Source organism: Chitinasiproducens palmae, assembly GCF_900095735.1.
In the GTDB taxonomy this organism is placed as follows: Bacteria; Pseudomonadota; Gammaproteobacteria; order Burkholderiales; family Burkholderiaceae; genus Chitinasiproducens; species Chitinasiproducens palmae.
The window spans coordinates 183,733-210,149 of record NZ_FNLO01000003.1 but is presented as its reverse complement, the minus strand read 5'-3'; the positions used below and the strand labels follow the sequence as shown (position 1 = coordinate 210,149).

The 26,417-nt window shown below is 67.2% G+C and carries 16 protein-coding genes; 12 read left to right on the top strand and 4 right to left on the bottom strand.

Going from position 1 to position 26,417, the window contains the following annotated elements:
• Positions 1–136: 136 nt before the first annotated feature.
• The 6 genes from rluB to truB all read left to right on the top strand — a co-directional run bounded on the left by rluB (position 137) and on the right by truB (position 9,302).
• Positions 137–2,035, top strand: coding sequence for a 23S rRNA pseudouridine(2605) synthase RluB (rluB, locus tag BLU54_RS06705; RefSeq protein ID WP_091906291.1), 1,899 nt, complete (start codon positions 137–139; stop codon positions 2,033–2,035).
• A 625-nt stretch (positions 2,036–2,660) separates the two neighbouring features.
• On the top strand, positions 2,661–3,134 hold the full coding sequence (rimP, locus tag BLU54_RS06700) for a ribosome maturation factor RimP (RefSeq protein WP_091906288.1): 474 nt from the start codon (positions 2,661–2,663) through the stop codon (positions 3,132–3,134).
• The gene (nusA, locus tag BLU54_RS06695) at positions 3,131–4,618 is read left to right on the top strand and encodes a transcription termination factor NusA (RefSeq protein ID WP_091906286.1); all 1,488 of its coding nucleotides are present in this window, start codon (positions 3,131–3,133) and stop codon (positions 4,616–4,618) included. The genes rimP and nusA overlap by 4 nt, the downstream gene beginning before the upstream one ends.
• Positions 4,619–4,663: 45 nt before the next feature.
• Positions 4,664–7,555 (top strand): translation initiation factor IF-2, encoded by a 2,892-nt coding sequence (gene infB / locus BLU54_RS06690; RefSeq protein ID WP_091906284.1) that lies wholly within the window; start codon positions 4,664–4,666, stop codon positions 7,553–7,555.
• 119 nt (positions 7,556–7,674) lie between these two features.
• The gene (gene rbfA, locus BLU54_RS06685) at positions 7,675–8,046 is read left to right on the top strand and encodes a 30S ribosome-binding factor RbfA (protein ID WP_091906282.1); all 372 of its coding nucleotides are present in this window, start codon (positions 7,675–7,677) and stop codon (positions 8,044–8,046) included.
• 245 nt (positions 8,047–8,291) lie between these two features.
• Positions 8,292–9,302 (top strand): tRNA pseudouridine(55) synthase TruB, encoded by a 1,011-nt coding sequence (gene truB / locus BLU54_RS06680; protein ID WP_235837841.1) that lies wholly within the window; start codon positions 8,292–8,294, stop codon positions 9,300–9,302.
• Positions 9,303–9,765: 463 nt separating this feature from the next.
• On the opposite strand, the gene BLU54_RS06675 is transcribed toward truB, so the two are convergent.
• The 4 genes from BLU54_RS06675 to BLU54_RS06660 all read right to left on the bottom strand — a co-directional run bounded on the left by BLU54_RS06675 (position 9,766) and on the right by BLU54_RS06660 (position 14,996).
• Positions 9,766–11,322 carry a DHA2 family efflux MFS transporter permease subunit gene (locus tag BLU54_RS06675; protein ID WP_091906279.1) on the bottom strand — a complete coding sequence of 519 codons (1,557 nt, stop codon included), beginning with the start codon at positions 11,320–11,322 and terminating at the stop codon, positions 9,766–9,768.
• Positions 11,323–11,423: 101 nt separating this feature from the next.
• A complete protein-coding gene (locus BLU54_RS06670; protein ID WP_091906277.1) occupies positions 11,424–12,608 on the bottom strand; it encodes an HlyD family secretion protein in 1,185 nt (394 codons plus the stop codon).
• A 114-nt stretch (positions 12,609–12,722) separates the two neighbouring features.
• A complete protein-coding gene (locus BLU54_RS06665; protein ID WP_091906275.1) occupies positions 12,723–14,252 on the bottom strand; it encodes an efflux transporter outer membrane subunit in 1,530 nt (509 codons plus the stop codon).
• 219 nt (positions 14,253–14,471) lie between these two features.
• A complete protein-coding gene (locus tag BLU54_RS06660; RefSeq protein WP_091906273.1) occupies positions 14,472–14,996 on the bottom strand; it encodes a MarR family winged helix-turn-helix transcriptional regulator in 525 nt (174 codons plus the stop codon).
• A gap of 732 nt (positions 14,997–15,728) precedes the next feature.
• Here BLU54_RS06660 and typA point away from each other — a divergent pair.
• The 6 genes from typA to BLU54_RS06630 all read left to right on the top strand — a co-directional run bounded on the left by typA (position 15,729) and on the right by BLU54_RS06630 (position 26,221).
• Positions 15,729–17,552, top strand: a complete 1,824-nt coding sequence (gene typA, locus BLU54_RS06655; protein WP_091906271.1) for a translational GTPase TypA — start codon at positions 15,729–15,731, stop codon at positions 17,550–17,552.
• A gap of 225 nt (positions 17,553–17,777) precedes the next feature.
• The gene (locus tag BLU54_RS06650) at positions 17,778–20,630 is read left to right on the top strand and encodes a 2-oxoglutarate dehydrogenase E1 component (protein ID WP_091906269.1); all 2,853 of its coding nucleotides are present in this window, start codon (positions 17,778–17,780) and stop codon (positions 20,628–20,630) included.
• 71 nt (positions 20,631–20,701) lie between these two features.
• Positions 20,702–21,955, top strand: a complete 1,254-nt coding sequence (odhB, locus tag BLU54_RS06645; RefSeq protein WP_091906267.1) for a 2-oxoglutarate dehydrogenase complex dihydrolipoyllysine-residue succinyltransferase — start codon at positions 20,702–20,704, stop codon at positions 21,953–21,955.
• Between the two features lie 128 nt (positions 21,956–22,083).
• A complete protein-coding gene (lpdA, locus tag BLU54_RS06640; RefSeq protein ID WP_091906265.1) occupies positions 22,084–23,511 on the top strand; it encodes a dihydrolipoyl dehydrogenase in 1,428 nt (475 codons plus the stop codon).
• A 128-nt stretch (positions 23,512–23,639) separates the two neighbouring features.
• Entirely contained in the window at positions 23,640–24,737 is a 1,098-nt protein-coding gene (gene zapE, locus BLU54_RS06635) for a cell division protein ZapE (protein ID WP_091906263.1), read from the top strand.
• Between the two features lie 680 nt (positions 24,738–25,417).
• Positions 25,418–26,221, top strand: coding sequence for a transposase (locus tag BLU54_RS06630; RefSeq protein WP_091906261.1), 804 nt, complete (start codon positions 25,418–25,420; stop codon positions 26,219–26,221).
• Positions 26,222–26,417 lie beyond the last annotated feature (196 nt).

The window sequence follows — 26,417 nt, the reverse complement described above, 5'->3', positions numbered from 1 at the left end:
GCCGGCTGCAACCGGCCGGCGCGTCGCGGCACGCTGAGCGGCCGTGAGCGCGGCAACGCATACAGGGTGCATCGAGGCGAGCGGCAGCGGAGTCCTGCCGGCGGCGGCGGTCGCTCATCACACGAAAGAGGTGGTTTTGGAACAAAGCAACGACAAGGAAGCGTCTGAAAAGGCGACGGCATTGGCCGATGCGGGCGATGCAAACCGCGGCGGCAACTCGGGGACGGAACAGGGTGAGGGCGAGCGGCCTCGCCGAGGGCTGCGGCGGGGGCCTCGCAGCCTGATCGCGCGTCGTCGCCAGTCGTCGCGCAAGGACGGCGAAACAGAGGCGGGCGCAGAGGCGACGGCCACCGCGGACGCGCCGCGTGGCGAAGCGCCCGCGGGCGAAGCCGGCCCGTCGAAGGGCGGGCGCCGGGCGCCCCGCGAATCGCGTGATGCGCGTGATTCGCGCGGTGCGGCACGTGGCCCGCGTAAGGATGGCAATACGGGCGGGCATGCCGGCGGCAATGTAGGCAACAACGCGGGCAACAACGCGGGCACCAATGCCGGCGGCAAGCCAGGCCCGCGCGGCAACGGTAACCGCAGGGCCGGGCCCGGCAAGCCTGCCGCCACCGCCGACGCGGTGCGCGGTGAACGGCGTGGCGGCAAGCCCGCGCCGACTGCCCCGGCCGCGCCGGGCGCGGCTGAGGTCTTCTCCTACGTGTCGTCGCCGGCCTTCGACGCCGACAACGCCGAGGGCGGTCTCGCGCACGAAGCGCCCATCCTGCGCCGCAAGACCGCGGACAAGCGCGTGCTGGCGCCCGACGACGACGCGCCGAAGCTGCACAAGGTGCTTGCCGATGCCGGCATGGGATCGCGTCGCGACATGGAGGAGCTGATCATCGCCGGCCGTGTGTCGGTCAACGGCGAACCGGCCCACATCGGGCAACGCATCCTGCCGACCGATGTGGTCCGCATCAACGGTCGGCCGATCCGGCGCAAGCAGCCGAGCCGACCGCCGCGCGTATTGCTGTACCACAAGCCGACCGGCGAGATCGTCAGTCACGCGGACCCCGAGGGGCGTCCGAGCGTCTTCGACAGCCTGCCGACGATGAAGACCGCGAAGTGGCTGGCGGTCGGACGTCTGGACTTCAACACCGAAGGGTTGCTGCTGCTGACGACGTCCGGCGATCTTGCGAACCGCTTCATGCATCCGCGCTATGGTGTGGAGCGCGAATACGCAGTGCGGGTGGTCGGCGAACTGGACGAGGCTTCCCGCCAGAAGCTGCTGCGCGGCGTCACGCTCGACGACGGTCAGGCGCAGTTTCTGCGCGTGGCCGACGGCGGTGGAGAAGGGACCAATCGCTGGTATCACGTGGCGCTGGCCGAAGGCCGCAACCGCGAAGTGCGTCGCATGTTCGAGGCGGTCGGCCTTACCGTCAGCCGTCTGATTCGCACGCGGCATGGTCCGATCGTGCTGCCGCGCGGCCTGCGGCGCGGCCGCTGGGAAGAGCTCGAGGCGACGCAGGTGCGCAGCTTGCTCGCCGCGGTCGGCATCAAGTTGCCATCGGACGAGAAACGGCCCACCGAAGCGCCGGCCCGCCGTCAGCCCGATCCGATGCAGACTGCGCTCGGCGTGTTCGCGCAGGAGCCGTCGTTCGTCGCTCGCCAACTGGCGCGCGACATCGGCGTGATGCGCGGCGGCGCGGATCTCGCCCCGCCGGCCCGCCCGCGTGGCGGACGCCGCAGCCCGGTGGGCGACGGCAACGGCACCGCGAACGTGCCCGCCAACGCGCATGCGAACAGCATGTTCCCGAGCGGCAATGCACCGAGCGGCGGCCGTTCGCGAGGACCGGCCGGGAACGGCGCGCGTTCTGGCGCGGGCCGTCCTGGCAGTGGTCCGCGTGGACCACGCGGTGCCAGCGGCGCCGGCGCGGGCGCCGGCAGCAATATGCGCGGCCCGGGCGCAAGGCCGTCGAAAGACCGGCCGCCGCGCGCGCCGGGTGCCTCGCCCAATGCGAAGCGCGGCCGCGGCGGCAAGGGGCGGGGCGGCTGACCGAACGGCGTCCGGCCTGTTGCTGGGCCGGCGCGCGCAAACGCTTGGTCTACGCCGGAGGGCAGCATGCAATTTGCCTGCGGTGTGGCCGTCGTGTAGAATACCGTCTTCGTCGGGCGGCCCAGTCTGGCGCGGCGTTGCTTTACCGTGATTTTTCGGTGATCTTGCGGTGGTTTTGCAGTGATTCACCGGCCGGGTAGCACGTTGCGGACGGAGCGCAAACAGGGCTGGAACGGTGCGCGGACGGGCTGGTCAGCAGCCGGTTCGGCCGGTTCGGCTCTGGCACCCGAACGGGCCAAAGGCGAAACCGTGTAGCTGCCGGATGTTGGCGCGGCAGCGGGCGCGGAAGCGCCAAGCGGCGGCGCCGGTGGGCAGCGTCGGTCGGCGACGGCGGGCGGTCGATGCGAAGCCGTGGATGGCGGAGCAGGAGCCGACGGTCGAGCGAGGGCAGTGGCAGTGCGAAAGATGGGCTTTAGCCCATTTTTTTTTGGAAAAACCGAATGCGCCGGGCCGATGGCCGGGCGTCAGCGGGCAGCTGGGCCGGACCTGGAACAGCAACCGGGCGTGACGGTGAATGGCGGGACGGGCGGGGCCGGGCCTCGGAACGGAAACGAGGAGGGCGCAGATGAAGCAGCAACTGACCGACGTGATTGCCACGACGCTGAGTGCGTTGGGGCTTGAACTTGTCGAGGTCGAACGCCCCGGCGGCGGCATGTTGCGGATCTACATCGACAATCCCACGTCACCGACCGGTGTGACAATCGACGATTGCGAGCGCGCCACGCGGCAGCTGCAGCACGTCTTCACGGTCGAGAACGTCGACTACGCGCGGCTGGAAGTGTCGTCGCCAGGCCTGGACCGGCCGCTCAACAAGATAGCCGATTTCGTGCGATTCGCCGGCAGCGAGGCGTCGGTCACGCTGAAGCGTCCGATCGAGTCGCGCAAGCATTTCAAGGGCGTGTTGCTGCCGCCCGACGGCGAAACCCTGGCGATCGAGTTCGAAGGCAAGGATGGCCCCGCCGTGCTCGACTTCACCCTTTCGGATATCGACCGGGCCCGTTTGGTGCCGCAAGTAGATTTTAGGAGCCGCAAACAATGAGTCGCGAAGTATTGATGCTGGTGGAGGCGCTGGCCCGCGAGAAGAACGTGGGCCGTGACGTCGTGTTCGCCGCAGTTGAGGCGGCGCTCGCGTCGGCGACCAAGAAGCGCTTCGGCGAGCGCGATGTCGACGTTCGCGTCGAGATCGATCGCCAGACCGGCGAGCATCACACTTTCCGGCGCTGGCTGACGGTGCCGGACGAAGCGGGCCTGCAGGAACCGGACAAGCAGATCCTGTTGTTCGAGGCGCGCGAGCAGCGGCCGGACATCGACGTGGATCAGTTCATCGAGGAGCCGATCGAGTCCGAGGAATTCGGTCGTATCGGCGCGCAGGCGGCCAAGCAGGTGATCCTGCAGCGTATTCGCGATGCCGAGCGCGAGCAGATTCTGAACGACTTCCTGGAGCGCGGCGACGCGATCATGACCGGGTCGGTCAAGCGCATGGACAAGGGCAACCTGGTCGTGGAATCGGGCCGCGTCGAGGCGCTGCTGCGTCGCGACCAGCTGATTCCGAAGGAAAACTTCCGGATCGGCGATCGCGTGCGCGCCTTTATCGCGAAGGTCGACCGCACCGCGCGCGGCCCGCAGATCGAGCTCTCGCGCACGTCGCCGGAGTTCATGAAGAAGCTGTTCGAGATGGAAGTGCCGGAAATCGAGCAGGGCGTGCTCGAGATCAAGGCAGCCGCGCGCGACCCGGGTCTGCGCGCGAAGATCGCGGTGGTGGCCTACGACAAGCGCATCGACCCGATCGGCACGTGCGTGGGCATTCGTGGCTCGCGGGTGCAGGGCGTTCGCAACGAGCTGGGTGGCGAGAACGTCGACATCGTGCTATGGTCGGAGGATCCCGCCCAGTTTGTCATCGGCGCACTCGCGCCCGCCGCCGTGCAGTCCCTCGTCGTCGACGAGGAAAAGCACTCGATGGATGTCGTCGTCGACGAGAACGAACTGGCGATCGCCATCGGCCGCAGCGGCCAGAATGTGCGGTTGGCGAGCGAACTGACCGGCTGGCAAATCAATATCATGACGCCGGACGAATCGGCCGCCAAGCAGGCCGAGGAACGCAGCGGTCTGCGCGGCCTGTTCATGGCGCGCCTGGATGTGGACGACGAGGTCGCCGACATCCTGATCGACGAAGGCTTCACGAGTCTCGAGGAAATCGCGTACGTGCCGCTCAACGAAATGCTCGATATCGAGGCATTCGACGAGGCGACCGTCACCGAGCTGCGCAATCGCGCACGCGACGCGCTGTTGACGATGGCGATCGCCGACGAGGAGCGGGTCGAGACAGGCGGACAGGAGCTCCGCACGCTCGAGGGAATCACGCCCGAGTTGCTGGAAAAGCTGTCCGAACATGCGATCCATACGCGGGACGATCTGGCCGAACTGGCCGTCGACGAAATCGTCGAGATCACCGGCCTGGACAACGAAGCGGCGACGGCGCTGGTGATGAAAGCGCGCGAACACTGGTTCCAGGCGGACGCATGAAACACGTTTAACCGCAAGGCGCGAGCCTTGCCACAAGAGGTTTGAATGGCGAGCAACAACGTAGCTCAATTTGCAGCGGAATTGAAGATGTCTGCGGCTGTGCTGCTGGAGCAGCTCCGCGCGGCCGGGGTCGAGAAGCGGAGCGACGACGATCTGCTGTCGGAGACGGACAAGGCGCGTCTGCTCGACCACCTGCGCCGTGCGCACGGGGTGGCCGACGACAAGCGTAAGATCACGCTGACGCGGCGCGAAACGTCGGAAATCCGGCAGGCCGATGCCACCGGACGAGCTCGCACCATTCAAGTCGAAGTGCGCAAGAAGCGTGTCTTCGTGAAACGTGACGAGCCGGCGCCTGCCGCGCCGGATACCACGCAACAGGAAACGGCCGCCCGTGAGGCGGCGGAACGCGCCGCGGCCGAGCAGGCCGAGGCGCAGGCACGCGAGGCGGCCGACCGGGAAGCCCGCGAACGCGAGGCGCGCGAGCGGGAAGCCGAGGCCGAGGCCGAACGGGCTCGCCTGGCGGCCGAGGCGGCGCGTCTGGCGGCGGAAGCCGAGGAACGTGCCGCGTCGGAACGGGCGGCCGCGCAGCAGGCCGCCGCTTCCAATGAATCCGAAGCCAGCGCAGCACCGACCAACGTGACCAGCGTCAACGAATCTGAATCCAAGCAACGCGCCGCCGCCGAGGCGGCCCAGCGCGCCCGCGAAGCGGCTGCACGCGCCGAGGAGGCTGCCGAGGCGACGCGCAAGCGTCGTGAAGCGGCCGAGGCGGAAGTGCGCGCGATTCGCGAGATGATGGCGACGCCGCGCCGTGCGAAGACGCTCGAGCAGGTGAAGGCCGAGGCGGCCGCGCAGGAAAAGGCGGCCGAGGCCGCAAAGGGCACGTTGCACCGTCCGGCCAAGGCCGAGGGCACGGCGGCCCGTCCGGCCGAGCGCAAGCCCGCGACGACGACCGCCGCGCAACCGGCAGCGCCGGCGTCGGCCAACGATCGCCGCAACAAGCCGGCGCCCGCGGGCAATGGCAAGGGCGGCTGGCAGAACACCAATGACGCGGCGCGTCGCCGTGGTGGCCTGAAGACGCGCGGCGATGCGAGCGGCGGCGCCGATCGCAACTGGCGCGGCGGTCCGCGTGGCCGCGGCCGGCATCAGGACGACCGTTCGAACTTCCAGGCCCCGACCGAGCCGATCGTGCGCGATGTGCACGTTCCCGAGACGATCTCGGTGGCGGATCTCGCCCACAAGATGTCGGTGAAGGCCTCCGAAGTCATCAAGGTGATGATGAAGATGGGCCAGATGGTCACCATCAACCAGCCGCTGGACCAGGAAACGGCGATGATCGTCGTCGAGGAACTGGGCCACAACGCGCTTGCCGCGAAGCTGGACGATCCGGAAGCGATGCTGGTCGTGCAGGAAGAGAGCAATGCCGAGGCGCTGCCGCGTCCGCCGGTCGTGACCGTGATGGGCCACGTCGACCACGGCAAGACCTCGCTGCTCGACTACATCCGGCGCGCCAAGGTCGCGGCGGGCGAAGCGGGCGGCATCACGCAGCACATCGGCGCGTATCACGTCGAGACGCCGCGTGGCGTGGTCACTTTCCTCGACACCCCGGGTCACGAGGCGTTCACCGCCATGCGGGCGCGTGGCGCGCAGGCCACCGACGTGGTGGTGCTGGTGGTGGCGGCCGACGACGGCGTGATGCCGCAGACGAAGGAAGCCATTGCTCACGCGAAGGCGGGCGGCGTGCCGATCGTCGTCGCGATGAACAAGATCGACAAGGCTGACGCCAACCCGGACCGCGTCAAGCAGGAACTGGTCGCCGAGGGCGTGGTGCCGGAGGAGTACGGCGGTGAATCGCCGTTCGTGCCGGTGTCGGCCAAGACCGGCCAGGGCATCGACGACCTGCTCGAGAACGTGGTGTTGCAGGCCGAAGTGCTGGAACTGACCGCACCGGTCGAAGCGCCGGCCAAGGGCCTGGTGATCGAAGCACGGCTCGACAAGGGCCGCGGCCCGGTCGCGACGATCCTCGTGCAGTCGGGCACGCTGAAGCGCGGCGACGTCGTGCTGGCGGGCGCGGCCTACGGTCGGGTGCGTGCGATGCTCGACGAGAACGGCAAGCCGGCGAAGGAAGCCGGTCCGTCGATTCCGGTCGAGATCCAGGGTCTGTCCGAAGTGCCGGGCGCTGGCGAAGAAGTCATCGTGATGCCGGACGAGCGCCGTGCCCGCGAGATCGCACTGTTCCGCCAGGGCAAGTTCCGCGACGTCAAGCTGGCGCGCCAGCAGGCCGCGAAGCTCGAGAACATGTTCGAGCAGATGGGCGAAGGCGAGGTGCAGAACCTGGCCTTGATCGTGAAGGCCGACGTACAGGGCTCGCAGGAAGCGCTGATCCACGCGTTGAACAAGCTCTCGACCAACGAGGTGCGGGTTCAGGTGGTGCACGCGGCGGTTGGCGGCATCAGCGAATCGGACGTCAACCTGGCGACGGCGTCGAAGGCGGTGGTCATCGGCTTCAACGTGCGCGCGGATGCACAGGCGCGCCGTCTGGCCGAGACCAACGGCGTCGACATCCGCTACTACAACATCATCTACGACGCGGTCGACGAGGTGAAGGCAGCGATGTCCGGCATGCTGGCGCCGGAGAAGCGCGAGGTCGTCACCGGCCTGGTCGACGTCCGTCAGGTGTTCCAGGTGCCGAAGATCGGCGCGGTGGCCGGCTGTATGGTGCTCGAAGGCCAGGTCAAGCGCGGCGCGTCGGTGCGGGTGCTGCGCAACAACGTGGTCATTCACACGGGCGAACTCGATTCGCTGCGCCGCTTCAAGGACGATGTCCGCGAAGTGAAGGCGGGCTTCGAGTGCGGTATGTCGGTGAAGAACTTCAACGACATCGCCGAAGGCGACCAGTTCGAAGTGTTCGAAGTGACCGAAGTCGCGCGTACGCTGTGACGACAGGCGCCGTGCCGATGCGGCACGGCCCGGCAACGGCAAGGCCGGCCTGCGGGCACGGCTGAGCGACAGAACGGCGCGACCCCGGTCGCGCCGTTTTCATTTGGAGAGACAAGACGATGGCAAGCAAACGCGGCGGCAGCGCGGGCGACCGCGGCACGCGGATCGCGGACCAGATCCAGCGCGATCTGTCCGAAATGATCATGCGCGAGGTGAAAGACCCGCGCGTCGGCCTGGTGACGATCCAGAGCGTGTCGGTCTCGCCCGACTACGCGCATGCCAAGGTGTACTTCACCACCTTGTCCGACGATCCGGTGGGCACGGCCGAGGCATTGAACGACGCGGCGGGCTATCTGCACAATCTGCTGTTCAAGCGCCTGCGCATCCATACCGTGCCGACGCTGCACTTTTTCCACGACCGCACGATCGAGCGCGCGGTGGAAATGTCGCAGCTGATCGATCGCGCAAACGCGACCCGCGCGAAGGATTGAAGGCAATGGCCAGCGTAACGTCCGGCCCGGACGCGGTGCCGGCGGTGGCACGATCCGGCACCTCCGAGGCAAGCGGCCGCTGCGGTCCGGGCGACGCGCCCGCTGGCGCACACGGCTCGGCTGCCTGGGCGCAATCCGCTGCATCCCATCTACCGGCGCCGGCGAGTGGCGTCGATCCTGCCGCGCTGTCGGACCGCCCGGGCGAGCCCGGACGCGCCGAGCCGGGCGTCGCGCAGGCGGCGAGGGTGGCGAAGCCGCCGAAAGGACGCCCCCGGGCCCAGCAGGCGCGGCGTCCCCGCCGGCTGGTCGACGGCGTGCTGCTGCTGGACAAACCGGTTGGACTGTCCAGCAACGATGCGCTGGTCCGCGCCAAGCGGGTGTTCGACGCAAAGAAGGCTGGCCATACGGGAACGCTGGACCCGCTCGCCAGCGGTCTGCTGCCGCTTTGCTTCGGCGAGGCGACCAAGTTTTCGCAGGATCTGCTGGATGCCGACAAGCGCTATCTGGCCCATGTCCGTCTCGGTGTCACCACCGACACGGGTGACGCCGAAGGGCAGGCGGTGCTGCAGCGCGACGTCACCTGCACGGCCGCCGACGTCCATGCGGTGCTGCCGCGTTTTCGCGGCGCAATCGAGCAGGTGCCGCCGATGTACTCGGCGTTGAAACGGGATGGCCGGCCGCTCTATGCTTACGCGCGTGCCGGCGAGACCGTCGAGCGTGCCGCCCGTGCGGTCACGATCCACGCGCTGGAGCTGGTTGACAGCGTTTGGGACGATGCGCCGACGCTGATGCTGGACGTTCTGTGCAGCAAGGGAACCTATGTTCGTACGCTCGCCGAGGACATAGGCGAGGCGTTGGGCTGCGGCGCCCACCTGACCGGCCTGCGCCGTACCGCGGTCGGCAGCCTGACGCTCGACGACGCGGTGCCGCTCGCGCTGTTGCAGAACGACGCCGAGCCGACGCGGCATCTGCGGCCGGTCGACGCGCTGCTGTCCACTTTTCCGGCTGTCGTACTGGATCCGTCCGAAGCGCAACGCTTCGGGCAGGGCCAACGCTTGCGCCTGGAGGCGGGCCGCGTCGAGGCCAGTGCAGCTAGTGCGGCCGACGCGGCAACTGCAGCCGATGCAACCGATGCAGGCGATCGGCGCGTGCGCGTGTATGACGGTGCGGGGTGTCTGCTGGGACTCGCGGTCTACGCGGAGTCGGTGCTGAGCCCCCAGCGACTGCTCGTGCGCCCAATCGACGAACCTGCCTAAGCGCGACGTGCGGAACGCGCGTGCCGAAGTCGTCGAGACCGCACGCGCACGCATGCTTGCCGGCGCCCGCCGACACGATGCCGCGTTCTCCCGGCGGTATTGCCTGAGTGGATTGCCTGAGCGCGGATTGCATGAGCGGATCGCGATGCTGCAAGGCAGGGCGCCCGTGCGCGCTCGCCTCAGGGATCGCGCACGACAGGCCGACCTGTGCCGACACGTGCTGACCCCAGCCGATGCCGATGCCGAAGGGGGCTCGGGCCCTCGGGCAGTGCGGTCTGGCAGCCGCGCGGCCGGTTCGACGTTGGCTGGACCGAGCGGGTAGGGGCGGATAGGAGCGGGAAGGAGCGGGAAGGAGCACGATGGGCGGTGCGCCTTCGGCCAGCGCACCCGCGCGTTGCCACGCGTCGCCCGCCCGCTTGCCTGGGCCGGCAAAAGCACCGCCAGCCCGCCCGCTGGTCTGGGCTCAGTGCGCCGCGGAGGCGGCTGCCGCGGCGTCGCCGGTGGCCCGGCGCGGCTTGGTGATCCAGATCAGCGCGATCAGCGCGATGAAGATGCCTGCCGACAGATAGAAGATGTCGTTCACGCCGAGCATCGCCGCCTGCGCGTTGATGCCCTGGTGCAGCGCGCCGATCGCCTGCTCGCGGGTCATGCCGAGCTGGCGCAGTTGTTCGACGCTCTGCATGAAGGCCGGGTTGTACGGGTTGGCGCTCTCGACCAACTGCGCATGATGGGCGGAGGCGCGCCGATCCCAGGCGGTGGTGAACACCGACGAGCCGATGCCGCCGCACATGATCCGCACGAAGTTCGACAGGCCCGACGCGGCCGCGATGCGGTGTCCCGGCAGGCCCGACAATGTGATCGAGACCAACGGGATGAAGAAGCCGGCGAGGCCGGCGCCCTGGATCAGGGTCGGCAGCAGCAGACTCCATGTGTCGACGCCGGTGGTATAGCGCGAGCGCATCCAGAACACCAGTGCGAACACGATGAACGAGGCGGTCGCGATCTTGCGCGGATCGACGCGCGGCAGGAACTTCCCGGTGATCGGCGACAGCACGATCGCGAACAAGCCGACCGGCGCCATCACGATGCCGGCCTCGGTCGCGGTATAGCCGAGGGTGGTCTGCAACCAAAGCGGAATCAGCACCAGGTTGCCGAAATACAGACCGTAGCCGACCGAGATGGCCACCGTGCCGCCGACGAAATTGCGTTGGCCGAGCAAGGACAGGTCGACCACCGGATGCTCGGTGTTCAGTTCCCAGATCGCGAAGGCGATCAGCACCACCAGCGACGTCAGGCCCAGCACCACGATGGTCGGCGAACTGAACCAGTCGAGGTCCTTGCCCTTGTCGAGCATCACCTGCAGCGAGCCTACCCAGACGACCAGCATCACCAGGCCGACCACGTCGATCGGCGCACGCCGGGTCGCCGAATCGCGCTCGCGGAACACGATCCAGGTGGCGGCGGCGGCGAGCACGCCGACCGGGATGTTGACGTAGAAGATCCACGGCCACGAGTAGTTGTCCGAGATCCAGCCGCCGAGAATCGGACCGGCCACTGGCGCGACGAGCGTGGTCATCGACCACAGCGCCAGCGCCATCGACGCCTTTGCACGCGGATAGCTGGCCAGCAGCAGCGATTGCGACAGCGGGATCATCGGACCGGCCACCGCGCCCTGCAGCACGCGCGCAGCCAGCAGGAAGGGCAGGTTGGGCGCGAGGCCGCACAGCCACGACGCGATCACGAACAGCAGGATCGAGGTCGTGAACAGGCGCACCTGGCCGAAGCGCTCGGTGAGCCAGCCCGTGAGGGGCACCGAGATCGCGTTCGACACGGCGAACGACGTGATCACCCACGTGCCCTGGTCGGATGCCACGCCGAGATCGCCGGAAATTGCCGGGATCGAGACGTTGGCGATCGATGTGTCGAGCACGTTCATGAACACTGCCAGCGACACGGCGATGGTGCCGAGCACGAGCGCGCCGCCGGTGAGCGGCGGATGCTGAATGGGGGCTGCTGCCATCAGGAATCTCTGCGTCGGCCGGCGAGCGAAGTGCGCGCCGGCCGCGGCGTCCGGCCGAGGCCGGCGCCGCGAGGGTCAATGCCACGCATCGGCGTCATCGGTCAGCGCGATGCGCGTGCCGTGCTGCCGGCGTTCTCGGCGATGATGCGGGCGATCTCCGCGTCGGCGTCGGCGCCATAGCGCGCGAACACGTCGGTCTGGTGGACCGTCGCCGCGCTGCGATTGAGTGCGTCGCCCTGTTCGTTGCGTACGTCGACTTCCGCCTGCATCGACAGACCGACACGCAGCGGATGGGCGGACAGCTCGCGCGGATCGAGCGCGATGCGCACGGGCAGCCGCTGCACCACCTTGATCCAGTTGCCGGTGGCGTTCTGCGCGGGCAGCAGCGAGAACGCGCTGCCGGTGCCGGCGGAGAAGCCGACGACGCGGCCGTGGTACTCGACATCGCCGCCGTACAGGTCGGCCGTCAGCGTGACCGGCTGGCCCACGCGCATATGCCGCAGTTGCACTTCCTTGAAATTGGCATCGACCCACACGCTGTTCAGCGGAATGATCGCCATCAACGCATTGCCAGGGGCGACACGCTGACCGACCTGCACGGCCCGTTTCGCGACATAACCGGCCAGTGGCGCGGGCAGGGTGGTGCGCGCCACGTTCAGATACGCGTCGCGCACCTTGGCCGCCGCCAGCAGCACGTTCGGATGATTTTCGATGCGCGTCTGGGCGGTCAGCGCCTGATTGGAAGCGAGCTGCTGCTCGGCCGCGGTCAGCGCTGCCTGCGCGCTTGCCACGGCGTCGCGGGCGTGGGCGATTTCTTCGCTGGACACCGCGCCGGTCTGCGCAATCTGTTGCCGGCGGCGCAGGTCGGCCTGTGCCCGTGCGAGATCGCTGCGGCGCTCGTTGACGCCTGCCGCATACGCGTTGTTGTTCACGTAGACCGTGCGCACCTGCCGGACGGCTTGCGCCAGACTCGCTTCGGCCTGCTGCAACGTCACCTTGGCGTCCGCGTCGTCGAGCACGACGAGCGGCTGGCCGGCTTCGACCCGCTGCGTGTCCTCGGCTCGCACCGCGACCACCGTGCCGACGATCTGCGGCGTGATCTGCACGATGTCGCCGTTCACATAGGCATCGTCGGTGTCTTCGTAAAAACGGGCGACCAGGAAGTAATACAGGCCGTAGGCGATCGCCGCGGCCAGTACGACGAAGATCAACAGGCCGAGAAGGCGCGCGCGCCGGCGGTTGCCGCGCGGGGCCGGGGCCTGAGTGGACTGCTCAACTTGACTCATTGTTTCGATGCTCCGGGTCCGGATTCACGTTGTACTGACAGATGCGTCGGGCCGGCATGGCCGGCCACGGCTAACGAGTAACGAATAACGCATGGCGGTCGCGCGCGCCGCCTGTCATGCGGGCGGGCGCGTCGCCGCGCCAGCGGGTGGGGCGGACGCCGCGCCGTCGCGAGCGGGAACGGCTGTGGCCGACGTCGTGGCCGTCGCCGCCGCGCCCTGCGTGGCGCTGTCGCTATCGCCGTCGCCGTCGCCGTCGCCGTGCCGGTCGGCGAAACCGCCGCCCAGCGCCTGGATCAGCGCGAACTGCTGATCGACGCGGATGGCGTTCAGGTCGACCAGCCGCTGCTGTTCGTTGAGTTGATTCAGGTCTGCATTGAGCACCTGCAGCTGGGTCGACAGGCCGGCGCGGTAGCGGATCACCGCGAGCCGGTAGGCTTCGGCGGCGGCATCGAACGCGCGCTGAGCGCGCTCGCGCTGCTGCTCCGTCGAGCGGATGCCAGCCACCTGCGTGGCGATTTCGGAGAGTGCGTCGATCAGCGTCTTGTTGTAGTTCGCCACTGCCGCGTCGTAATCGGCATAGCGGCCGCGCAGTTCCGCGCGCAGCGCGCCCGCGTCGAAGATCGGCAGGTTGAGCGCCGGCCCGACGTTCGCCTGCCGGCTGCCGAACTGCAGGAAACGTCCGAAGCCGAAAGCGTCGAAGCCGAACGCCGCGCTCAGGTTCAGGTTCGGATAGAAATCGGCCTTCTTCGCTTCGACGCCCTGGCTGGCCGCATCGACCCGCCAGCGCGCCGCCACCAGGTCGGCGCGCCGGGATACGAGATTGGCCGGCAACGCGTCGGGCAGGGCGACTGCCGGGCGCGCCAGCAGCGTCGGGCGCGCAATCGTGTTGCCGCGGTCCGGTCCCTTGCCGAGCAGCGCCGCCAGCCGCAGCCGCGTCGCGGCCATCCGGCCTTCGACCTCGGCCAGCGCCGTGTCGCTGCTTGCGACATTGGTCTCGGACGTCCGTACTTCCACTTGCGTATCGAGGCCGGCGCCGACGCGCGCGCGCGTCATCTCGCCGATTTCCTTGCGGCGCTGGATCTCCTTGGCGATCAGGTCGTACTGCGCGTACTCGTGGGCCAGCTCGTTGTAGACGCGGGCCACCGAATGAGAGATCGACTCGCGTACCGCCTGCGCTTCGGCCGCGCTGGCCTTTTCCTCGGAAATGGCCTGACGCAGCGACGCCCGGTTCCTGCCCCACAGGTCGAGGTCCCAGGTCGCCCCGATGCTCGCATTGTTCTCGGTGTACCACTGGCCGCCGTACGGCTCCGGGTAGAGCGCATTGCTCGACAGCAGCTCGCGGGTGAGGGCGTAGCGCGCCTCGACGCGCGGCGCGAGCCGGCCCCGCGCGCCTTGCGAATATGCGGCCGCGCGTGCGAGGCGGGCCTGGGCGTCGGCGATCGACGGGCTGTCGGCGAGCGCTTCGTCGATCAGTGCCTGCAACTGCGGATCGCCGAATTGCGCGGCCCACTGCTCGTCGGGCCAGGCGCCGCCTTGGGCCGGCAACGTCTCGGTACTGCTCAACGTGTCAGGCGAGGCGATGGTCTTGTCGCTGTGGATGCCGCTGTAGTTGACGCAGCCGGCCAGCGCCAGCGCCGCGACCATGCAGGCGGGCGCAAAGGCCCGAGCACGCCCCGAGAGGCCAGCGTTGGCACCGGGCGCGCGCGCGCTGGCAGGCAGCGCGGCGCGCGGAGACGGATAACGCGTGAGGCGGGCAAGGCGCGAAAGGCGCGAAAGGCGCGAAAGGCGGGAGAGGGAAGACTTCATCGTCCGGAGAACCGCTCGAAAAATTGAAATTGCAAGTATTTGGTAAGCTTCGACCGCTCAGCACGAATCGAGACAGTCGCCTTCGCCGGTCTCGGGGCGGCATTGATTAGCCGCCTGGCTATTGGCCAGCATTCTTTTCAGAAGCGCTTGCAGGAACTTGCCTTCGTCGAACGTGAAGCCGGTCATCATCTGTTCGAGCGCATCGTTGATGATGGTCCGGACGCGTGACTCTACTTCCTCGCCCTTCACGGTCAGCGACAGTTCCACGACGCGCCGGTCCGCAACGCTGCGTTCCCGGGTGACCAGACCGCCGTCTTCCAGCCGGTCCAGCAGGCGCGTCACGGCGCTCGCCTCCAGGCCGTATTCGCGAGCGATTTCGGCGGCCGTGCACCGTCCGCTGTGAATCAGCTTCAGCGCGATCGCCTGCTTGCCGCTCAGGCCAAGCTCCACCGACGCGCGCCGGTGGACCGACGTACTCAGCGCGGAGCGCACCCGTGCCAGCAGATAGCCCAGGCTTTCGTCCGCGGCGTAGCGGGCGGGCGCACCGGGCGCGTCGGCGTCGGCGCGGTCGTCGTCTGACATAGTTGCGTTTGCATATATTGCGAAGGCACGCATTCTACGCCCGAGTTCGTTGACGACGCAATGAACGAGCGATTGACCGTGTCGGGCGAATGGTCGACAGGCGGCATGGGCATTTCCGGGATGCTGCGTTCCGGCGCGGACGGCTGCGGTCAGGAGCCGTTACACGCGCACGCGACGCGGTGCCGCCACGATCGCATTGCGCCGCGCGTCGGCCCGATCACCGACCGCGTGCCGTGGTCAACGCGTGGCAGCGCCGAGAGACGCGGCGGCGCCCCGTCCAGGCATTCCGCATGCATTGGGCGACGGGCGGGAGAAGGGAAGGGAGAAGGGAAGGGAGGAGGCAACGTAGGAGGCAAGGGAGGCTTCTCGAAATGTTCGTCTGTGACGTGCTATACTCGCAAGTTGCCTGAAATCCGGTTAGCTCCGGTTCAGTCGGGCCGCCGCTCCGCGGCGGCTGCGAAGGCCGTCGAACGACGTCCTGCGCAGCCGAGGCGCGGTGCCTGCCCGGATGAACGCAGCACGCAGGACCGGGACGCCGAGTGCGGCCCTGACTGCAGCGTGTCATCGCCGCCAGGCCGGCGCCGGCCGCCGCCCGGCATGGGCGCAACGTCGGTCTGCCCGGCTGGGCGCGCCAGCGGCGCAACACTGCCCGGGCGCCCGTGCCGCCGCCTGGCCCAGTCCGCGACCCACACGATCCTGACCGGCACCTTTACCGTTTCCCCGAGTTCTCTCATGAGCCGCGCGCTACGCAATATCGCCATCATCGCCCACGTCGATCATGGCAAGACCACCCTCGTCGACCAGCTGCTCCGGCAGTCGGGCACGTTCCGCGACAACCAGCAGGTTGCCGAGCGCGTGATGGACTCGAACGACATCGAAAAAGAGCGGGGCATCACGATTCTCGCGAAGAATTGCGCGGTCGAGTATGAAGGCACGCACATCAACATCGTCGACACGCCTGGGCACGCCGACTTCGGCGGCGAGGTCGAGCGCGTGCTGTCGATGGTCGACTCGGTGCTGTTGCTGGTCGATGCCGTCGAAGGCCCGATGCCGCAAACCCGTTTCGTGACCCGCAAGGCGCTCGCCCTGGGTCTGCGCCCGATCGTCGTGGTCAACAAGATCGACCGCCCGGGCGCCCGGCCGGACTGGGTGATCAACCAGACCTTCGACCTGTTCGACAAGCTCGGCGCGACCGAGGAGCAGCTCGATTTCCCGGTGGTCTACGCATCGGCGTTGAACGGCTATGCCAGTCTCGACGAAACCGTCCGCGAGGGCGACATGCGGCCGCTGTTCGACGCGATCCTGCAACACGTGCCGGTGCGCGACGCGGATCCGGAAGGCCCGCTGCAACTGCAGATCTCGTCCCTCGATTACTCGACGTACGTCGGCCGGATCGGCGTCGGCCGCATCACCCGCGGCCGCATCAAGCCGGGTCAGCCGGTCGTCATGCGTTTCGGCCCGGAAGGCGATCTGCTGAACCGCAAGATCAACCAGGTGCTGGGCTTCCAAGGTCTGGACCGCGTGCTGGTCGACAGCGCCGAGGCCGGCGACATCGTGTTGATCAACGGCATCGAAGACGTCGGCATCGGCGCGACGCTGTGTGCGCCGGACACGCCTGAAGCGTTGCCGATGATCGCGGTGGACGAGCCGACGCTGACGATGAACTTCTGCGTCAATTCCTCGCCGCTGGCCGGCCGCGAAGGCAAGTTCGTGACCAGTCGTCAGATCCGCGAACGCCTGGACCGCGAGCTGCGCTCGAACGTGGCACTGCGGGTGAAGGACACGGGCGACGAAACCGTGTTCGAAGTGTCGGGACGTGGCGAACTGCACCTGACGATCCTGATCGAGAACATGCGCCGCGAAGGCTATGAGCTTGCCGTGTCGCGTCCGCGCGTGGTCATGAAGGAAATCGACGGCGTGAAGCACGAGCCGTACGAAATGCTCACGGTCGACGTCGACGACGCGAACCAGGGCGGCGTGATGGAAGAACTCGGCCGCCGTCGCGGCGAGATGCTCGACATGGTGTCGGACGGCCGCGGCCGGACGCGTCTCGAATACCGGATCCCGGCGCGAGGCCTGATCGGTTTCCAGAGCGAGTTCCTGACGCTGACGCGCGGCACCGGCCTGATGAGCCACATCTTCGACACCTACATGCCGGTGCGTGATGGCAGCGTCGGCGAGCGCCGCAACGGCGTGCTGATCTCGCAGGACGATGGCCAGGCCGTCGCCTACGCACTGTGGAAGCTGCAAGATCGCGGCCGCATGTTCGTGAAGCCGGGCGATGCGCTGTATGAAGGCATGATCATCGGCATTCACAGCCGCGAGAACGACCTGGTCGTGAACCCGATCAAGGGCAAGCAGCTGACCAACGTGCGCGCCTCGGGTACCGACGAAGCCGTGCGCCTGGTGCCGCCGATCCAGATGTCGCTCGAATACGCGGTGGAATTCATCGACGACGACGAACTGGTCGAAGTCACGCCGCAATCTATCCGTCTGCGCAAGCGCCATCTGAAGGAACACGAGCGTCGCCGCGCGAGCCGCGAAGAAAGCAACTGATCCTGTTGTGAGAAAAGCCGCCTCCGGGCGGCTTTTCCGCGTCGAGCATGCCTATCGGCCCGCTCGGCCGCGCAGCCCACGCGCTTACATGCTATGCTGCGCGATTAGAGTACCGGTCCTTCCCAGCACCACTTGATTCGCAATCCGCTAACGGTCAGGCCGTGTCGCGGAAGGTTTTTCAAACCCGCATTTTTTCGAGAAACTCGAAGAAAAGTGAGCGTAAAAATGATGAGACAAGAGCAGGAGAACTCCTACCTCTTCGGCGGCAATGCCGCTTACGTCGAAGAGATGTACGAGTCCTACCTCAACGACCCCACCTCCGTTCCCGACAATTGGCGCGACTACTTTGACGCGCTGCAACACGTGCCCGCCGTCGACGGCAGCGCGAACAACGACGTCGCCCATGCGCCGATCGTCGAATCGTTTGCACAGCGCGCCCGTTCGAACGCCTTCCTGCCCCGCGTAGCCCAGTCCGACCTCGGCACCGCGCGCAAGCAGGTGCACGTGCAGTCGATGATCAACGCCTACCGTTTCCTGGGCTCGCGTCTGGCGAATCTGGATCCGCTGAAGCGCCAGGAACGTCCGAACATCGCCGAACTCGATCCGCGCTTCTACGACTTCACCGAAGCGGACATGGATCAGCAGTTCAGCGCCGAGAACCTGTACCTGGGCTTCGACAAGGCGTCGCTGCGCAACATTCTGCAAGGTCTGCGCGATACCTACTGCGGCACGATCGGTGCCGAGTTCATGTATCTGAGCGATCCGGAGCAGAAGCGCTGGTGGCAGCAGAAGCTCGAGTCGATCCGCGCGACCCCGCGTTTCTCGGTCGAGCGCAAGAAGCAGATCCTCGAACGCATGACCGCGGCCGAAGGCCTGGAACGCTTCCTTCACACCAAGTATGTCGGCCAGAAGCGCTTCTCGCTGGAAGGTGGCGAGAGCTTCATCGTCGCGATGGATCAGGTGATCCGCAGCGCATCGCAAGGCGGCGTGCAGGAAATCGTGATCGGCATGGCCCACCGTGGCCGCCTGAACGTGCTCGTGAACACCCTCGGCAAGATGCCGAAGGATCTGTTCGACGAGTTCGAAGGCAAGCATGTCGACGACCTGCCGGCTGGCGACGTGAAATACCACAAGGGCTTCTCGAGCGACATCTCGACCGAGAATGGCCCGGTGCACCTGTCGCTTGCGTTCAACCCGTCGCACCTCGAAATCGTCAACCCGGTCGTCGAAGGCTCCGCGAAGGCGCGGATGGATCGCCGCGGCGACCTCGAAGGCCGTCAGGTGCTGCCGGTGCAGGTGCACGGCGACGCGGCGTTCGCGGGCCAGGGCGTCGTGATGGAGACGCTGAACCTTGCGCAGACGCGCGGCTACGGCACGCACGGCACGCTGCACATCGTCATCAACAACCAGATCGGCTTCACGACGTCCGATCCGCGCGACGCGCGTTCGACGCTGTACTGCTCGGACGTGGTCAAGATGATCGAGGCGCCGGTGCTGCACGTGAACGGCGACGATCCCGAAGCCGTCGCGCTGGCCACCGAATGGGCGGTCGAATACCGCAACACCTATCACAAGGATGTCGTCATCGACATCGTGTGCTTCCGCAAGCTCGGCCACAACGAACAGGACACGCCGGCGCTCACGCAGCCGCTGATGTACAAGAGCGTTGCCAAGCACCCGGGCTCGCGCGCGGTCTACGCGGACAAGCTCGTCGCGCAGGGCGTGCTGAGCGCGGAAGAAGTCGACGGCTACGCAAAGGCTTTCCGCCAGGCGATGGAAGCCGGGCAGCACACCGTCGATCCGGTGCTCTCGAACTACAAGAGCAAGTATGCGGTCGATTGGGTGCCGTTCCTGAATCGCAAGTGGACCGACGCCGCCGATACCGCGGTGCCGCTGGCCGAGCTCAAGCGCCTGGGCGAACGCATCACGACCGTTCCGGACAACTTCAAGCTGCACACGCTGGTCGAACGCGTCCTGCGCGACCGTCGCGCGATGGTCGCCGGCGAACAACCGCTCGACTGGGGCATGGGCGAGCATCTCGCCTTCGCTTCGCTGCTCAGCTCCGGCTACGCGGTGCGCCTGACCGGCCAGGACAGCGGGCGCGGCACGTTCAGCCACCGCCACGCGGTGCTGCACGATCAGAACCGCGAGCGCTGGAACGACGGCACCTACGTGCCGTTGCAGAACGTCACCGACGGCCAGGCGCCGTTCACCGTGATCGATTCGGTGCTGTCCGAAGAAGCGGTGCTCGGCTTCGAATACGGTTACTCGACCGCCGAACCGAACACGATGGTGATGTGGGAAGCGCAGTTCGGCGACTTCGTCAACGGTGCGCAGGTCGTGATCGACCAGTTCATCTCCAGCGGCGAAGTGAAGTGGGGCCGCGTGTCGGGCCTGACGATGCTGCTGCCGCACGGCTATGAAGGGCAGGGCCCGGAACACTCGTCGGCGCGTATCGAACGCTTCCTGCAACTGTGCGCGGACAGCAACATGCAGGTCACGCAGCCGACCACGCCGGCGCAGATCTTCCATCTGCTGCGTCGTCAGATGATCCGCCAGTTCCGCAAGCCGCTGATCGTCTTCACGCCGAAGTCGCTGCTGCGTCACAAGGAAGCGGTCAGCGACCTGAGCGAGTTCACCAGCGGCGGCTTCCAGCCTGTCATCGGTGAAGTGTCGAACGAGATCGAACCGCAGAAGGTCACCCGCATGGTGGTCTGCTCGGGCCGGGTCTACTACGATCTGCTTGCGCACCGTCGCGAGGCGAAGCTGGACAACGCGGTGATCGTGCGGGTCGAGCAGCTCTACCCGTTCGCTCACAAGGCCTTCGAGGCGGAACTGCGCAAGTACGACAACCTCACGGATGTCGTCTGGGTGCAGGACGAACCGCAGAACCAGGGCCCGTGGTTCTATGTCGAGCATCACCTGATCGAGGGCATGAAGAAGGGCCAGAAGCTGGCTTACATCGGTCGTCCGGCGTCGGCTTCGCCGGCCGTCGGCTACTACGCCAAGCACTACGAGCAGCAGAAGGCGCTGGTCGAAGGTGCGTTCGCTCCGACCAAGGGCGCACGCGTCAAGTAATGTCCTTGGTGGGAAGGCCCGCGCGCCTTCCCACCGCTCAATCAAGAATTCCGCACTGCCAGGGAAAAAATATGTCCATCGTCGATGTCAAAGTTCCGCAACTGTCCGAGTCGGTCGCCGAAGCGACCATGCTTAACTGGAAGAAGAAGCCCGGTGAGGCGGTTTCGCAGGATGAGATCCTGATCGAAATCGAGACCGACAAGGTCGTGCTCGAAGTGCCGGCGCCGTCCGCCGGCGTGCTCTCCGAGCTGGTCAAGCAGGACGGTGACACCGTCACCGCCGACGAAGTGATCGCGCGGATCGACACCGAAGGCAAGGCGGGCGCCGCCGCGCAACCGAGCCAGGCCGCCGCGCCGGCCCCGGCCCAACCTGCCGCCCAGCCGGCTGCCTCGCAAGCCGACCAGGCGGTTGCCGCCGCCACGCCGTCGGGCACGGCTGCCGCCTCGCCTGCCGCCAGCAAGATCATGGCCGAAAAGGGCCTGTCGGCCGGCGACGTGCAGGGCTCGGGCCGCGACGGCCGGATCACCAAGAACGACGCGCAGACCGCCAGCGCGCCTGCCGCCGCACCGCGTCAATCGCTGGCCGACGTGAAGTCGCCGGCCAGCGGCGAACAGTGGATCAACGGCCGTCCGGAACAGCGCGTGCCGATGTCGCGCCTGCGCGCGCGGGTCGCCGAGCGTCTGCTGCAATCGCAGCAGACCAACGCCATCCTCACCACCTTCAATGAAGTCAACATGAAGCCGGTGATGGACCTGCGCGGGAAGTACAAGGACAAGTTCGAGAAGGAGCACGGCGTGAAGCTGGGCTTCATGTCGTTCTTCGTGAAGGCGGCCGTGCATGCGCTGAAGAAGTACCCGGTCGTCAACGCGTCGGTCGACGGCAACGACATCGTCTACCACGGCTACTTCGACATCGGTATCGCCGTCGGTTCGCCGCGTGGTCTGGTCGTGCCGATCCTGCGCAATGCCGACCAACTGAGCCTGGCCGACATCGAGAAGAAGATCGCCGAATTCGGCCAGAAGGCGAAGGACGGCAAGCTGTCGCTGGAAGAACTGACCGGCGGTACGTTCTCGATCTCGAATGGCGGCGTGTTCGGCTCGATGCTCTCGACGCCGATCATCAACCCGCCGCAGTCGGCGATCCTGGGCGTGCACGCGACCAAGGAACGCGCTGTCGTCGAGAACGGCCAGATCGTGATCCGCCCGATGAACTACCTGGCGATGTCCTACGACCACCGCATCATCGACGGCCGCGAAGCTGTCCTGGCGCTGGTGGCGATGAAGGATGCGCTGGAAGATCCGGCGCGTCTGCTGCTCGATCTGTAAGCGTTCCGGCGGCAATCCGGCCACGCTGCCGGAAGCCGCCGGCGACCGCGCGTGGCCACCGGCCGGCGCGGTCATCCTGCTGCAAACGTGAGCGCGCCGGCCGCGCTCCGCTCCCAAAAAGGTTAGTCATGTCACAAGAATTCGACGTCGTCGTGATCGGCGCCGGCCCCGGCGGGTATGTCGCCGCCGTGCGCGCCGCGCAGCTGGGATTCAGCGTCGCGTGTATCGAAAACTGGAAGAATCCGAAGGGCGAACTGGCGCTGGGCGGCACCTGCCTGAACGTCGGCTGCATCCCGTCGAAGGCGCTGCTGGCGTCGTCGGAAGAGTTCGAGAAGATCAATCACCATGCCGCGGTGCACGGCATCGCGGTGTCCGGCGCAACCATCGACCTGGCCAAGATGCACGCCCGCAAGGACGGCATCGTCAAGAAGATGACCGGCGGCATCGAGTATCTGTTCAAGAAGAACAAGATCACCTGGCTCAAGGGCCACGGCCGCTTCGTCGGCAAGCAGGACGCCGGCTACAAGATCGAGGTCGGCGGCGAGACCACCGAAACCGTGACGGCGCGGAATGTGATCATCGCGACCGGCTCCAAGGCACGTCATCTGCCGTCGCTTCCGGTCGACAACCGGATCGTCTCCGACAATGAAGGCGCGCTCACGTTCGATACCGTGCCGGCCAAGCTCGCCGTGATCGGCGCCGGCGTGATCGGGCTCGAACTGGGTTCGGTCTGGCGCCGCCTGGGTGCCGACGTGACGATCCTCGAAGCGTTGCCGACGTTCCTGGCCGCCACCGACGCGGCAGTCGCGAAGGAAGCGGAAAAGCAGTTCAAGAAGCAGGGACTGAAGATCAACCTGGGCGTGCAGATCGGCGAAGTGAAGACCAGCGACAGCGGTGTCTCGATCGCCTACACGGACAGGGACGGCAACGCGCAGACGCTCGACGCGGATCGTCTGATCGTGTCGGTCGGACGCGTGCCGAACACCGACAACCTGGGTCTCGAAAATATCGGGCTGGCACCGAACGAGCGCGGCTTCATCGACGTCGATGCGCACTGCAAGACCTCGCTGCCGAACGTTTACGCGATCGGCGACGTGGTGCGCGGTCCGATGCTCGCGCACAAGGCCGAGGACGAAGCCGTCGCGGTTGCCGAGATCATCGCCGGCCAGAAGCCGCACATCGACTACAACTGCATTCCGTGGGTCATCTACACGTCCCCCGAAATCGCCTGGGTCGGCAAGACCGAGCAGCAGTTGAAGCAGGAAGGCCGCGAGATCAAGGCCGGTCAGTTTCCGTTCGCGGCGAACGGTCGCGCGCTGGGCATCGATGCGCCGGAAGGTTTCGTCAAGGTGATCGCCGACGCGAAGACCGACGAAATCCTCGGCGTGCACATCGTCTCGGCCGGCGCGTCGGACCTGATCGCGGAAGCGGTGGTGGCGATGGAATTCAAGGCGGCGTCGGAAGACATCGCCCGGATCTGCCATCCGCATCCGTCGCTGTCCGAAGTCGTCCGTGAGGCGGCCCTGGCAGCCGACAAGCGCGCGATCAATATGTAAGCGCCGGCGCGCCGGCTGCGGCGCGTCGATCCCGGCTGCCTGGCCGGGAAGCAGGGCGGTCGCCGATCCGGCGCACCGCCTTTTTTACTGCCCGGCTCCGGCGTGGTACGGGGCGAACCGGACGAGCCATGAACGTCAGCGAATACTACGACAACGAACTGCGCCAGCGGGGCTATCAGAGCGACGCGGCACAGCGCGCCGCGGTCGATCGGCTGCAGCGCTGCTACGACGACTGGGTCGCCTACAAGGACCGCCGCTCGAACGCGATCAAGCGCCTGTTCGCGCGCGATACGCCGCCCAAGGGCGTGTATCTGTGGGGCGGGGTCGGCCGCGGCAAGAGCTTCCTGATGGACAGCTTCTTCACCGTCGTGCCGGTGACGCGCAAGACGCGTCTGCACTTCCACGAGTTCATGCGCGAGGTACACCGGCAACTCGAAGTGCTGAAGGGCCGGGCCGATCCGCTCGACGAGCTGGCCCGTCAGATCGGCCGTAAGTATGCGTTGATCTGCTTCGACGAATTCCACGTCTCCGATGTCGCCGACGCGATGATGCTGTACCGGCTGCTCGACCGGCTGTTCGAAAACGGCGTCCAGTTCGTGATGACCTCCAACTATGAACCGGACACGCTGTATCCGGACGGCCTGCATCGCGACCGTCTGCTGCCCGCGATCGCGCTGATCAAGGACAAGATGGACGTGCTCAATGTCGACGCCGGCATCGACTATCGGCGCCGCACGCTCTCGCAGGTGCAGGCCTACCACACGCCGCTCGGCGGCGACGCCGATCGTGCGCTGCGCCATGCGTTCCGCGATTTGGTCGCGGTGCCCGACGAATCGCCGCTGCTGCATATCGAAAAGCGGGAACTGCGTGCGCTGCGCCGCGCCGACGGCGTGGTCTGGTTCGACTTCGCAACGCTGTGTGGCGGGCCGCGATCGCAAAACGACTATCTCGAACTGGCCAGCCGCTTCCACACCATCATCCTGTCCGATGTGCCGCAGATGAGCGTGCGGCAGGCCTCCGAGGCACGGCGCTTCACCTGGCTGATCGATGTGCTGTACGACCATCGCGTCAAGCTGCTGATGTCGGCGGCGGTGCCGCCCGAGCAGCTGTACACGGAAGGGCCGATGGCGAATGAATTCTTCCGCACGGTGTCGCGCATCACGGAAATGCAGTCGCGCGAATATCTCGAATCCGAACGGCGCGGCGCGGCCGAGCGCTTGGTCTGAGCCCACCGGCAACGGATACGTCGACGGGCGGCAGCGGCGCGGCGCGCGCCGCTCGGCAACCCGACCTGGGCCGCCCGGTCGCCGAGGCGCACGCGGCCTTCGTCGCATTGAGACGACGCGGTGCCGTGCGAATTCCGCGTGTGGGCCGCTCGACCGGCATCGCACCGCGCTCGCGCGCCCGCGATCGATGACGCGCGTGCCGCCATCGCCAGTTCTGCTGCACATGCGCGCCGCGTCCGCAGCACGTGGGCACCGCATCGCAATTCCATCGCAGCCCCGTCGCAGCCCCGCCGCAACCCCGCCGCAACCCCTCTCAATGCCGCATCGAAACCGTGGCAGGCGCCGCCGCAGCGCATCCAAGGCCTTCACGCTCGACCGAGCGGCGCGAGCAGACCGGGCCGCACGCGCCGCCGTCATGCTCCGATCACGTCGCAGTGCGTTCGCGGTCATCGACCGCGCGATGCAACCGTAGCGACGGTCGACCGAGCGTGAGCCTTCGTGCTCGCCCGGTCACCCGACGGGCGCGCAAGCCCCGACCGTCCGGCCGATGCCAAATATCCCGGTGTTTTGCGACTAGTCTTATTCTCGAAATTGGCGTCTCTCGATAACTTGGACGGTGCGTCGCATCGCGGCGCATCGAGCCGCGCCATGCGCGGTCGTTCAGACCGAGGAGACCTGCAATGAAACCTTATGTCGATCTCACTGACGAGCAGTGGGCCAGCGTGCGAACCTTGATTCCCGAACTCAACCGGCGCATCGGCAGCAAGGGCAGGCACATGCGCGGGCGGCCGCTGTGCGACACGCGGGCGGTTCTCAACGCCGTGCTGTGGGTGATGTACAGCGGCGCATCGTGGGCCTCGATGCCGCGTCGCTATCCGTCGTATCAAACCTGTCACCGCCGTTTCAAGAATTGGCACGAATGCGGCGTGATGAAGGATATTGCGAAGACGCTGTTCGGCCCGTCGGCGGACGCGTTCAATCAATTGATCAGTTCGCGCATGCGTGCGCCGATCGCCTTGCTGGCACGCGCCGCGTCGGGCGGCGCGGCGGCGCGCTCGGCGCGAGAGCAGGCGCGGCGTGTTCCTGCGTCCCACCGCGCCGCCGTCGTTCAGCGTGCCGCGGCGCTCGCCGGTGCTGCTGGCCGCATCGATGCGCTGGCCGCATCGACCAGGCGGCTGAAGTCGGTGGCCACCGTCGACACCGACGTGCCGGCGAAGGTAGTGAAGGCAGTCAAGCCGGTGAAAGCGCCGAAACCGGCCAAGCTGGTCGGCGCGCCGCGCCGCGCCATCATCCCGAAAGCGGCGCCGGTCGCGAGCGGCTCCCTTGCCCGCGTCGGCGTACGCCTCTCCGGAACTGGCACAGGCACTGGCACCCGCACCGGCAAGGGCAAGGCCGAGACGCGGGCAACGCCGACAAGCACGTCGGTGCGCACCGGATCGCGCGCGCCGCGCGCTGCCGTACGGCGGAGCTTGGTCACCGTCTGAAGCCAGCCGGCATCGAGCTTGCCGTCATCCCACCGCGGCGGCGGTGGCTCCGCTGGTTGGCCCGTCACGGCGGCGTGGGCTGCCGTGGCGGCAGCGGCGCGAATGTGTCGGAGCGCGAACGGCAACGCACTGCGCGATATCGTTCACTGCCGTTACTGCCGTTACTGCCGTTACTGCCGTTACTGCCGTTACTGCC